Annotated in this window: 8 protein-coding genes; 2 read left to right on the top strand and 6 right to left on the bottom strand. The window is 47.6% G+C overall.

The genetic code is table 11. From position 1 onward, the window contains the following. Together KE626_RS30410 and KE626_RS30405 are read right to left on the bottom strand one after the other, a co-directional pair. Complete coding sequence (locus KE626_RS30410; protein ID WP_211976846.1) at positions 1–1,839, bottom strand: glycoside hydrolase family 36 protein; 1,839 nt, start codon at positions 1,837–1,839, stop codon at positions 1–3. Positions 1,840–1,894: 55 nt separating this feature from the next. Next, entirely contained in the window at positions 1,895–4,417 is a 2,523-nt protein-coding gene (locus KE626_RS30405; RefSeq protein ID WP_211976845.1) for a glycoside hydrolase family 95 protein, read from the bottom strand. A gap of 359 nt (positions 4,418–4,776) precedes the next feature. Between KE626_RS30405 and KE626_RS30400 the strand changes: the two genes are divergently transcribed. Beyond that, complete coding sequence (locus tag KE626_RS30400; protein ID WP_211976844.1) at positions 4,777–5,658, top strand: AraC family transcriptional regulator; 882 nt, start codon at positions 4,777–4,779, stop codon at positions 5,656–5,658. Between the two features lie 96 nt (positions 5,659–5,754). After that, entirely contained in the window at positions 5,755–6,420 is a 666-nt protein-coding gene (locus KE626_RS30395) for a siderophore-interacting protein (protein ID WP_211976843.1), read from the top strand. Positions 6,421–6,432: 12 nt separating this feature from the next. On the opposite strand, the gene KE626_RS30390 is transcribed toward KE626_RS30395, so the two are convergent. The 4 genes from KE626_RS30390 to KE626_RS30375 form a co-directional block, all read right to left on the bottom strand. Beyond that, positions 6,433–7,035 (bottom strand): response regulator transcription factor, encoded by a 603-nt coding sequence (locus KE626_RS30390; RefSeq protein WP_211976842.1) that lies wholly within the window; start codon positions 7,033–7,035, stop codon positions 6,433–6,435. Positions 7,036–7,375: 340 nt separating this feature from the next. After that, positions 7,376–8,836 carry a sulfatase family protein gene (locus KE626_RS30385; RefSeq protein ID WP_211976841.1) on the bottom strand — a complete coding sequence of 487 codons (1,461 nt, stop codon included), beginning with the start codon at positions 8,834–8,836 and terminating at the stop codon, positions 7,376–7,378. Positions 8,837–9,080: 244 nt separating this feature from the next. Then, on the bottom strand, positions 9,081–10,424 hold the full coding sequence (locus KE626_RS30380; protein ID WP_211976840.1) for an alpha-L-fucosidase: 1,344 nt from the start codon (positions 10,422–10,424) through the stop codon (positions 9,081–9,083). 34 nt (positions 10,425–10,458) lie between these two features. Then, positions 10,459–12,618, bottom strand: a complete 2,160-nt coding sequence (locus tag KE626_RS30375; RefSeq protein WP_211976839.1) for an alpha-galactosidase — start codon at positions 12,616–12,618, stop codon at positions 10,459–10,461. Positions 12,619–12,635: the final 17 nt, after the last annotated feature.

Here is a 12,635-nt window from a genome sequence, read left to right as displayed (position 1 = left end):
TTATTTTTTGGGTGTTAAGTTCAAAACCCGTCCATCGTGACCGGCTAATTCCATACTAAAACTACCGTTATAAGTCCCTATTACCCTGCCGGTCCAGTAATCGGCTATCTCATACGTTTTATCCAGTTTTACGGATATTTTCCGGGAAGATGCCTGCCAGTTGAGCAGGATCACCTGCTGCCCGCAGGCCGTAGTTACCCTGCCTGTTTCAAAATCTGTATTTTCAAATGCTGCCGCTTTCGCAGTGGGAGGCACCGCCTTCCGTAAAACGTTTAGCCGTTCAGGTGATATCTTTACAAGATCATCCCCACTCAGCAACATACCACCGGTAGCATATAACAGGGCCGCATGAAAATTGAATTCATTATCCGGCATATTGCCTGTTAACACCAGGCAGTCGGGATCATTCCACCAAAGTCGTCCGTTCTGCCAGGCTCTGTACAAATTCTCTTTTCCGGAACGTTCAAACACCGTCCAGGTACGTTTTATATCCATAGAGCTGCGACTGCCATGAATAAGGCCCAGTGAAGGCCATAGCGGGTGATTACAACCCAGTAAAAATGCATCTTTACTTCCCCTGCTCACCGCTTCCATACCACGGCGGTAAGCTTCTACCCGGGTCGCTTTTTTACCATAGAAATATCCGCCATGGATGGCGCCCCAGAAATTGGCATCCAGTTTAAAATAAGTCACCCCCCAGTCGTTACGCATGGTTCGGAACAGTTGCTCCAGGTGTTGCTGTACTGCCGGATGCGTTCCATCCAATACATACCAGGGCTTCCAGCGCCAGCCGCCAAAACTAACCAGGTCGCTGCGCAGTGGTTTACCGCTGCTGTCTTTTACAAGCCAGTCCTTATGATTCTTATAGATGGCAGAATTACTGTCGCAAATAAATGGCGCTACCCATATAGCCGGTTCAAATCCTTTATCACGGATACTCCGCAACACCTGTTGTACGTTGCCGCCAAAGGAGTTCCCTGCTTCCAGCCAGTCGCCCATATACGGCTGATAACCATCATCGATCTGTATATATTTTAACGCCGGGATATTGTTTTTGATATAGTCCAGGTTGTCATAAATATTTTGTGCCGTTACCCTGGGCCCAAAGCAATACCAGGAGCACCAACCCGAAGGCGGCTGTGGAAACCCCGCATGGGCGCCCCTTTGCATTCCGGCGGGTTTTGCTCCGGGGCTGGGATGAAAGTAGCTGATACGATCCGCAAAACGATCCAGTAAATCATTGCCATCGTTGCCGGAGGCCACCATCAACTCTTCCAGGTTGAATGTTTCCCCGGGACTGAGCGTAAGATTTTCCAGGTCGCTCACTACCTTGATGGTATCGGCCGATAGATAAAACTTACCTACAAAACGCTTGCCCGACGTATATCCCAGCAACAATTGCTCATCGCCTGCAGGGTATAAACGTAACAGGTTATACACCGCCAGGTAGCCGGCTGGTCCCGGTATTTTATAGTGTCCTGCATCCGTATAGTTGCCGAGATTTTCCGGCTTTGCCAGCGTACCGGCTGTTTGCGATAGCATCTGGAAACCCTCTGCATAAAACGGTGTAGCCGCAGGCAATACGTTGCCTGCGGTAGCGGTAACTACCTCCTTTAACCGAACCGGGCTGCTACCGGTATTGACTATACGTACTTCGCATAGTTGGTTCTTCCAGGTCCGGGTAACTTTAACAAAGGCAGGCGCCACACGGCCATCCGGCAGATAACCCACCACTGCGCTTTTTTTTAATGCCCGTATAAATTTTTCACTATCTCCGTTCATCGCCATGATGGCGCCACTCAGCAAACAACTCAGTAAAAGCAAACTGTATTTTTTCATCGTGGATATTATTTAGGGTGCATCATCATTTCAGATTAATTGCGCTCCCAGATGCTCACAGAATATGATAGGTTTTACCGGGTGCAGTTGAAAAATCATACTCAAAAACTTTTCCCAACTGCAACGCCGGTAATTTCGTTGCGTCTTTTACAATGGTTTGTGGGGATACCTGCAACTGGTAGAAAGGGTTGCTATTAGCGCCTGTTGCCGCTTTCGCAGGTTTCCCATCTATATCTGCAGCCACGCGGGTACGAATACGGCAGTTTCCCCCCAACGCCGACCTGATAACCGCCTTTGTAAGCTGTCCATTTTTCCACTCCATATCTACTTCGAAGCCTCCCCGCGCTTTTAAACCGCTGACACTACCGGATGGCCATGCATCGGGGAGCGCAGGCAGCAGGAATAGTACCCCGTCATGACTTTGCAGCAGCATTTCGGTAATACCGGAAGTAACACCAAAGTTGCCGTCTATCTGGAAAGGCGGATGCGCATCAAACAAATTGGGATAAGAACCTCCGCTGTTATCGGCTACGCTGACCGTTTGTCCGCCTGCCAGGAACAGCTGTTTGTTTAACATCGTATAGGCATGATTACCATCTTCCAGTCTTGCCCACCAATTGATCTTCCACGATTTCGACCAGCCGGTACCACCATCGCCGCGCAGAAGTAAACTACGTTTAGCCGCTGCCGATAGTACGGTATCCCTGCGTGGAGAAATAAAATTACCCGGGAACAGGCCATACAGGTGCGATACGTGCCGGTGTGAATCCTGCGGATCATCCCAGTCCTTGTACCATTCCTGCAGCTGGCCATACTGGCCGGTATGAAACGGATACATCTGTTGCATGGTTTCTTTTATACGTGCCACCAGTACTGCATCCTGCTGCAGCACGGCAGCTGCCTGCATGGTATTATTAAACAGGTCATGAATAATAGAAAGGTCCATTGTGGAGGCAATACTCACTGTTCCTGTGGCTTTGCCATCAATGCGGAAATTATTTTCGGGAGAAGTGGAAGGATTGGTGACCCATTGTCCTGCTTCATTTTTCACCAACCAATCCAACATAAATTCTGCAGCGCCTTTCAGATCGGGATACATCTGCTGCAACATTTTTTTATCGCCGGTAAACTGGTAATGTTCCCACAGGTGGCGGCTGAGCCACGCTCCGCCCATTGGCCAGATAGCCCATTTGGGGTTACCGTTGGGATCAGCAAAGTCAATTCCGCCCGCAGGATTGGTCATCGCCCATATGTCGGCATTATGATGAGCTACCCAGCCTTTTGCACCATAGTTAACGGCAGCGGTTATACGCCCACGCTGCGACAACCGGTTGATAAATGCAAATAAAGGGCTACCGCAATCGGATAAATTAGCCGTTTCCGATGGCCAGTAATTCATTTCGGTGTTGATATTAATTGTATAATTCGATCCCCATGGCGGCTGCATTTCCTTATTCCACAATCCCTGCAAATTCATGGCCGGACCGCCTTTACGGGAACCCGATATCATCAGGTAACGGCCGTACTGGTATAATAGTGTGGTCAGTTGAGGGTCGCTGTTGCCACCGTGGGCGGTGTATATTTTCAGACGCTCATCTGTAGGCATAGCCGCCGAGCTGTCAACACCCAGATTGAGTGATACCCGGTTAAACAATGACGTATAGTCGTTAAGGTGAGTTTGTAGCAGTTGCGGATAATTAGCTGCATTCCGTAACGGGGCTGCCGCTGCGGCGTGTGCATCTTTTCCGTTAGGTTGACCGTCTTTAAAACTGGTGCCTACAGACAACAGCAGTACGGCTTCGGTAGCGCCGGATACATGTATGCCGGCTGTATCGGTAGAGATCTTTCCGCTATTCACCCGTGCGTTGAGGTGCACTTCATAGTTAATGCCCTTATCGCCGTATACGATTTGTTGTTTCTCATAGGGTCTGGCCGCCACATATTCCGGGCAGCGACCTGTCATCACCAGGTAATGGCTATTCACCACGCTGTTGGTATGCGGCATGCCGTTGGCGAAGCGGGTGCTGAAGTTAAGCCGGCCGTTTTTCCCGGAAGTATAGCGAATCACCAGCAACTGCTGCGGATAGCTGCAAAATACTTCTCTCGTATAGGCTACACCGTTAGCTACATAGCTAACCCGTGCGATACCGTTGTTGAGATCCAGTTCCCTCCGGTATGAAGTTACTTCGGAGGGGATATCATTGTCTATCAACAGGCTGCCCAGGGTCAGATAGCGGGCGCTGTAGGTACCCATCATCTTCCTGGCCAGTGCGGTTGCCTCCGTATATTTTTCTGCCGTAAGCAGTTGCCGCATTTCGGACAGTAATGTTTTCGCGTCGGGATTGTTGCCATCGCGGGGAACGCCAGACCAAAGATACCCTTCGTTAAGCTGCAGTTCTTCCTGTTGTATACCGCCAAATACCATGGCCCCTATGCGCCCGTTTCCTACAGGCAGTGCTTCCACCCATTGTTTGGCGGGTTGCTGATACCATAATTTCAGCAGGGAGTCGGGAGGTGGCACAGCATAGGTAGTTTGTGCCAACAACATTACAGCGGATGCTAACAAATACTTTATCATCAATTCATTTTTTTGTGTTAAACAGGTTCATGCCCTGGCCATCGGCGCAGTAATTTTCATCATGGAATTATTATCGTCACGTTGCAAACGTTTGCAAATTAACCTGGATTCGCAAAAATCAATGCTGTTCTCACTCTTTGCGGGTATTGGCTGATCTGTTATATTAATAAGATCCGAAACTATGCAATCGGTTGCAAATAAATGTATGCAATTTTACCCATTTCAGGTATCTTTTTCAGGAGAGGGTGTACAATAATTGTTTTTTTCATTCGTCTGTTAGAAAGGTGATAGTAAAACCACCGGCAACCTGCTGTGTCAAAAAATGGTATGGTACCAACAGATAGGTTTAATTTGCAGTTATGAAGAAGGATAAACAACCCGTGATAACATCCTACCGCCTGGAGGATATTCTGGTTGTTCCCGGTATGAAAATAGATGTTCATTACAAAATGACCGGGAAAGGGCATCACCATGCGCATGTGGATCTGACCCAGGCCCACCGGCATGAATATTATACATTGGCAGTCAGCGGTAATCAGCATAGCCGGCACATGGTTGATTTCCGGCAGGTAAACATGCCGCCGCACAGCGTCTTTTTGCTATCGCCCTGGCAGGTGCATTTACCACAGGATGTTTTAGAGGCGGCAGATATATACCTGATTTCATTTACCCCTGATTTTCTTCCACCGGGAGCGCCGGCATTACCGGTGTGCATGGAAAAAGCGTTAACACCGGATGCCGATGCATTTAAAGAGATATGGTGGCTTTGTGCACAGCTATTGCGGGAATTTAATGAGCGTAAGGCATTACAGGAGCAGGTATTGCAACATTACCTGGCGGTATTGCTGACCCTTTTTACGCGTTACCTGCCCGAAAACGCGGCCAGCAATCCGTTACAACCGGTGTTACTGCGGCAATACCGGTCATTAATGGAGATTCACTTACTTAGCTGGAGCAGCTGTGGCGACTATGCAAAAGCGCTTCATGTAACAGCTGATCATCTGAATGAGGTGGTAAAACAGGAAACCGGGCAAACCGCATCTGCATTGCTGGCGGCGAGGCGTATACTGGAAGCCAAACGCATGTTACTGCACTCTACACATGGCATCAAAGAAATTGCCTGGTACCTGCAATTTAACGAGGTTACCTATTTCAACCGTTTCTTCAAACAGCATACAGGGGAAACACCGCTGGCCTTTCGTATCTCCAACCGGGAAAAGTATAATTATAACCCGGAATAGTATAATAATGGATAACTACAGGTCCGGTAGCTTTGCTGGATCTTAGCCTGACCTGCGATGGCAGGCAAATTATAAACTCCGAAAATAAAACATTACATGCCGTCAATAAAAGACAGGGCGACCAGTTTACTGATGTCGCGCATAGGGAAAACTGCGTCCGTACGGGACGTAAAACGCATTGGAAATTTCTTGTTGCAGGTAGAGCTGCAATTGCTGCAATCGCTGCCCGACCGCAGCACACAACATCTTAAATGCGAAGTAGCACCATATACCTATCGTGACTATACGGTAGCACAATGGGACATAATAACGCAAAGGGCTACACTGCTGATCAATTGCGGGCACGATGGGATTGGCAGCCACTGGGCGCTGCAACTGCAACCGGGCCAGGAAGTACATTACGCCGGTCCTGGCGGCGGATTACATCAGCCGGGTAACGCCACCTACCTGGTATGCATTGGCGATGCCAGTGCCGCAGGGCATTTTCACTCACTCTATCTCCGGAAAGCATCTTCACAAAATTTCCATTGCTTCCTGCAACTGGAAAGTCCGCATACCAAACAATTACTGGATATGCCGGTACAACCGCTATCCAATAACGGGCATTATTTCGCTGATCTGCATGAGTGGTTGTATCATTACAACTTTCCCACAGCAAACACGATTTATTATGTGGCAGGTAATCAGGGAATGGTAGTACAGGTGCGTAAATCGCTGCGTCAGCAAGGCGGACAGGTAAAGGCACAGGGTTTCTGGGGGTAGAACGTTAGGACGTCAGACCAGGTGTTCTTTCATAGCCTTCACAATTGCATTGGAGCGGGAATTTACGTCGAGCTTGCGATAAACATTCATGATATGGGAGCGTACAGTACCCACACTGATATGACATCCATCCGCTATCTGCTTATAGGTGTCGCCGTTTACCAGGCAACGTAAAATTTCCTTCTCCCGTGGCGACAGGCCATACGGGTCCTGATAGACCTGCTTTTCTTTCCGGAAAAATGCAAGTACTTTGTTAACCGCCACTAAATTCGACTGTAATGCCGTTTCATATACCTGCGCAATAAATTCCGTCAGGGACACCGGCGGTACATGGTCCAGCTCATAACCCTTTTTTAACATGGGCACCTGCTTCAATCCCTGTTCCTTTTCGTTCAGGGTAAGCAATAGCACATTTATATCAGGATAAGCTGCTTTTACTATACTGGCGGCTTCTATCGCAGTCAATCCAGGTATCTCTATATCCATAAAAACCAGGTTGCAGATATCTTTTGCTAATTGTTGTAACTGTTCTGTTGATTCGCTGTGCAATCCCGAAACTTCCAAAACACGCGCTTCGCCCCAATTACCAGGACTTATAGGCCGCACTTTTTTCATAATATTCCTTTTGGGTTATGTATATTCATATGAAATCTCCCACTGAAAAACTGCAAATTCTCGGAAGTTGGTATGGTTGATAATTAATAATGGAAAGTTTACACGGTTTCCATACCCGTAACAAATTTGAAACAATTACATGCAGTAGTCAATCGGATATCTATATGGTTTTTCAATATTTATTAATATACAATTTGTTTTATATTAGGCATAAAACAAAAGTATAACGCGGTTGTTCGTAGTCTTTTATTGGATTAACGGGAATGCAATGATTTATGTATCAACTACTTAAAAGTTGGCACTTCTTTCATTTAAAACAAATTATCTTTTAACATATATATTACATTTGTACCTTTCCGGCCGGCCGCCGTTCTGTTCCCTTCCTTCCGGTGAGATCATCACCCAATTCATTCCGGTACTTTTCTGCTACTTCCATCAGCGTTTTCACCACCTCGGGGAACTGCTTCTGCACATCCAGGGTTTCTCCCGGATCACGACGCATGTCGTACAGGGCCAATGGCACATCCACTTCCGGCTGTGCTCCCGGAAAACCATCATAACCGGGGAGATTTAACTTGTAAGTCCGGGCCCGATGTGGCAACACCAGCTTCCATGGCCCTTTGCGGATAGCCTGTAAACTGTTGACCTGGTAATATACCGCCAACTCGTCCCTCGGGTTTGCATCCGTTTCATTAAACAACAGCGACTTCATATCTACCCCATCGATTTTGCGGACCGGCAATGCTGCGCCGCATAAATTGGCAATAGTTGGCAAAAGGTCAATGGTGGCGGCCATTTTATTACAAACAGTACCCGCAGGTATTTTGCCCGGCCAACGCATAATACAGGGCACCCGGATACCTCCTTCCCAGGAAGTGCCTTTTCCCTCACGCAAGCCACCGGTATTACCGGCATGATTACCATATGATAACCAGGGACCATTATCACTGGTGAAAATGACCAGCGTATTTTCTGCCAGTCCGTTCTCCTCCAGGGTTTTGAGCACCTGTCCTACCGACCAGTCAATCTCTTCTATCACATCTCCAAACAATCCATCCTTACTTTTACCTTTATGTTTATCAGATACCGCAATTGGCACATGAGGCATACTATGCGCCAGGTAAAGGAAAAAAGGCTGTTGTTTATTTTCTTTTATAAACCGGCAGACCCGGTCGGTATAAATAGTTGTTAGTTGCGACTGATCTTCCAGTGTTTTAATATACCGCAATGGTTTGTTCCCTTCTATTAACGGCAAAGGCGGATATTTTCTGCGGGAATTGGAAGAAGAATCTGTATAAGGCTTTCCATCGTAGTGTACCGGCCACATATCATTGGAATAAGGCAGGCCCAGGTACTCGTCAAAACCATGTTGCAACGGCAGCCAGGGTTCTTTTGATCCAAGGTGCCACTTGCCCACCATACCGGTACGATAGCCTTTTGTTTTCAGTACAGTGGCAATAGTTTGTTCCGCCGTATCCAATGCTATCGGTGCAGTAGGCCATAAAGCCCCGTTTATACCCACCCTGTTTGGATAACAGCCGGTCAGTAACCCCGCCCTGGATGCGGAACATACCGCCTGGGCTACATAAAAATAAGTAAAGCGCATTCCTTGCGCCGCCATACGATTCAGATTGGGAGTATGCCAGGGAGTACCGGCAAAACATTCCAGATCACCATAACCCATGTCATCCATAAAGATGATCACAACATTCGGTTTCCTGGCTACCGGTACAGGCTTGACAAAACTGAATAGTACAGCTGCCAAAATCAATGTAGCCAGGCTATAGTAGATTCTCTTCATCCGGGATGTTTAACAATAAAAAATGGTGAGCATAAAAATATACATCTTCCCGAGATTTCCTAAGAAAAAAATTCCGGACCATGATTTATGTGATTAATATGATTCGCCTGATAAGCGGAGATAAGTAAACGAAGATGACTTTTACTTATAGCAACGAATAACCCGCCTGATATACTATCAAACGGGTTATTCGTTGCTGTCTCCGCCCATCAGGCGAATCATATTAATCACATAAATTAAAGTCCTATTGCAGGATCAGCTCTATCACCGGTATTTCGGTATCCGGTTTACGTACGGGCAGATCCAGCGCCAGATCACCTTTATCTGTACCATGCATTTTTATTTCGGAACCATCATTCAGTAACTGCGCATATTTTACCTTGCCCTTCATACCCGGCAGTTCAAACCGCTGCAGCGGGTAATCCAGCAGGTGCACGTATAAACGCTTCGTAGTTGGATTATAGGTCAGCAGGCTGTTATCCGGGCGTTTAAATTCCGCCGGCGCTTCTGTGCAACCATATACTGAACGGCCGTTTACTTCCATCCAGGCGCCCATTCCCTTTAATCTTTCCTGCGCACGGGCATCAAATGTACCGCGGGAGGTAGGTCCTACATTCAGCAGCAGGTTACCGCCTTTACTCACCGACTCGATGAGCAGCACCAGTAATTGCTTGTTGTCTTTCCAGGATGTTTCATCGCGGTAATAGCCCCATGAACCGGAAAAGGTCTGGCAGGTTTCCCAATGAATACGCTTACCATTGCGGGTAGGCCATTCAGCCACCTTGTACTGTTCCGGCGTGGCAAAATCACCGCCATCTTCATACTCGCCCAAATCCAGGCGGTCATTTATAATAATGCCAGGTTGCAGCTTACGGATCATTTTAATAAGCTCCAATGAATTCCAGTCGTTATGATCCTTACCATGCTCACCCGGGAAAGAAAAATCTGTCCACAGGATATCAATTTTACCGTAGTTGGTCATCAGTTCTTTCACCTGGTTTTTCAGGTATTCGCGGTATTTTGCCATATCGCGTCCTTTGTTCAGACGGTCGTAATCCTTTGGATCATTGGGGCGTTGCGGATGTACCCGATCAACGGTATAGTCCGGATGATGCCAGTCGATCAGTGAATAGTAGAATCCAACCTTCAGCCCTTCAGCGCGGAAAGCTTCTACAAATTCCCTGACCAGGTCTCTTTTGGCGGCTGTATTTGGCGCTTTGTAATCCGTATACTTTGAATCGAACAGGCAAAAGCCTTCATGATGTTTGGTAGTGAGCACCGCATACTTCATCCCTGCAGCCTTTGCCTGCCGGGCCCATTCGCGGGGATTATACAGATCGGGATTGTACAGGTCAAAATATTTCTGATAGGCGCTGTCGGTAATATGCTCGTTACTCTTTACCCACTCATGGCGGGAAGGCATAGAATACAATCCCCAGTGTATAAACATACCAAAGCGGTCATTTACCCACCAGGCCAGTCTTTGTTCTTTTTGCTCCGGGGTTTCATTAAAAATCTTCTTTTCCTGGGCCTGCGCTTGCAACAGGAGTGCCAGGAAAGTGATCATACAGAGTGATAGCTTCTTCATAACAAATAAATTATGCTGATTTGGTTTGATACTTTTATTCGGCCACCAGCCAGGTATATCCGGCAGCCGGGATGGTCACTTTTACATGTGCGTTGTAGTTACGGTCAAGGCTATACGCTTTAGCAACACCTTCCTTTTCCCGGATACGAACACTTTGTGTTGCGCCGCTGTAATACATGGGCAACGCCAGCTCCCGCGTAATAGGGGCCGTTGTTGGATTGTACAACATGATCATGGCCTTTTGCGGCAATTGTGCGCTTACATGCATGATCCCGTCCCAGTCGCGGCCGTCGGCACGCCGCAGATGGATTACATCTGTATTCAGGATATCGCGGTACTTTTTATACCAGCTGATCATATTTTTCACCAATGCTTTGGTACTATCGGTATCGTATAAACGCGGACCGCGGTAACAGGCTTGTACACCTGCGCCATAATACTGTACCATCAGCTGTTCATAAGCGTCCAGGTGATCTTTCAGCGGTTCCAGCGTAGCAGCTGCACCACCGCCCTGGTATTCGCTGAGCGGCACAAAGCCCCAGCTCATAGCAGGTGTTTTTTCCCAGGTGCCGTCAAAAATATTCTGCCTGTTCAGGATCAGCTGTTCGGCTCTTGGCAGTGAAAAATTCACTTCGCGGTAGCCCAGTGCAATTTTGTTGGTACCATCCATAAAGTACCAGTCGGGTGCGTTTACGTATATCCCTTTCTCATTCAGCGAATGATATAATCCTTTCTGCAGCAGCATTTGTTTCCATTGTGAATCATCCACACCGGTGTGCCCGGGATGTGTGGTAGAAGCGCATACATCACCGGGATAAGGACCATCATTTTCAAAAATATCGAAGCCGGTAGCACCGATAAAGTAGTTTATTTTCTGCAGGTAACTCAGTCCCCATTTGCTTCCCAGGCAGGGAGCATTTCCAAAGAAAGCGCCGCCTGGTTTACCGGTAGCAGGGCTGATCACATCATCTTCATCACTGATACGCCTGCTTGAAAACAGCGAATAACCGCCCAGCAGTACCTTTTTACGATGTGCATAATCAGCCAGGTCTTTAAACTTAGCGATGTTAACCGCGCTGGTATCTTCCATATTCAAACCGCTGCCAAAACTCAGGATCACGCCTTCATAACCGGTTTCCGCGCATTGATCAATGATCGCTTTCACCTTTACCGGATTAGTGCTCACCAGGTGCATAAAGATGGGGTTCTCGGTTGTCCATGGTGCAATGGTGCGATACATACGGCGCTTGGCCAACCCGTTGCGCTCGCGGTCATAACCGTCGATCAGCAATTCATAGGTACGGATAGATTCGAAACGTTCGCCGGCCGCCATCGCAATCCCTACAGGTACGTTAGGATATACCTCCAGCAAACAAGGTGTCTGGTAGTCATAATTTACCTGTGAAGTGTAGGTACTGTCAGTTTTCCAATGGGTGGACTGATCACTGAGGTTTGCCTTCATCGCATTATTGAAAGAGTGATTGCTTTCAAGATAAATGCCATGTGGCACCTGCATTTTAGTTACGCTTCCCACCACAGCAGATTCTTCTTCCGGTGTAGCCAGTATTTCATTTACTACCTGCTGCAGCTTTACAGGTTGTCCGCTTTGGTTGGTTATTTCCAACCATTTGCTCAATAACGGGATACCATCAAATATATCATAGTGCACTTTCACCAACAGCCCTTTCAGTTCAGGCGCCTGCGCCTTGTAGGAAAAAACCAGGGATTTTCCCGTGGGCTGTTTGGGATTGGAGCACCAGTTGCGTGCGTTCCATTTTAAATAGGGCGCGATACCGGTTACTTCGTGCCCGGCATACATAAAATCTGAGGCGCCGGCTTTCAGCTGATCCAGCCAGGCGGGCAAGAGGTAGGCCTGCTGAGCCTGACCGCTGGCGCCACCTATCATGTAGTCATGCCCATTCACCGTTATTCTTGCTTCCGGTTTCACGGCACGCAATAATTGTTCTCCGCTTACCAGGTTCCGGTAATCGGTGCATATTACGTTGGGGGTTATACGAAAACTCCTGCTAAGCAAACCGTTGCTAAGCGTAATTTCCTTTCCATTTTCTGTTACCGCAGCCTTGTACGGCTGGTTATTAATCAGCCAGTCTTTCGCCGGCGGTTTCACCTGGGCCTGTATGCTAGCGGAATACAAACAGGTAACCAATACTAACAGGAGATTAGTTTTTTTCATGTTCTTACTCTTCTTTT

Origin of the sequence: Chitinophaga hostae (genome assembly GCF_018224885.1) — a bacterium.
Classification (GTDB): domain Bacteria; phylum Bacteroidota; class Bacteroidia; order Chitinophagales; family Chitinophagaceae; genus Chitinophaga; species Chitinophaga hostae.
This window is presented reverse-complemented; position numbering and strand designations above follow the sequence as displayed.

Bases quoted from the DNA above. Each gene is read 5' to 3' on its own strand.
- KE626_RS30390 (WP_211976842.1), bottom strand. From the start codon at position 7,035: ATGAAAAAAGTGCGGCCTATAAGTCCTGGTAATTGGGGCGAAGCGCGT.
- KE626_RS30385 (WP_211976841.1), bottom strand. From the start codon at position 8,836: ATGAAGAGAATCTACTATAGCCTGGCTACATTGATTTTGGCAGCTGTA.
- KE626_RS30380 (WP_211976840.1), bottom strand. From the start codon at position 10,424: ATGAAGAAGCTATCACTCTGTATGATCACTTTCCTGGCACTCCTGTTG.
- KE626_RS30375 (WP_211976839.1), bottom strand. From the start codon at position 12,618: ATGAAAAAAACTAATCTCCTGTTAGTATTGGTTACCTGTTTGTATTCC.
- KE626_RS30405 (WP_211976845.1), bottom strand. From the start codon at position 4,417: ATGATAAAGTATTTGTTAGCATCCGCTGTAATGTTGTTGGCACAAACT.
- KE626_RS30410 (WP_211976846.1), bottom strand. From the start codon at position 1,839: ATGAAAAAATACAGTTTGCTTTTACTGAGTTGTTTGCTGAGTGGCGCC.
- KE626_RS30400 (WP_211976844.1), top strand. From the start codon at position 4,777: ATGAAGAAGGATAAACAACCCGTGATAACATCCTACCGCCTGGAGGAT.
- KE626_RS30395 (WP_211976843.1), top strand. From the start codon at position 5,755: ATGCCGTCAATAAAAGACAGGGCGACCAGTTTACTGATGTCGCGCATA.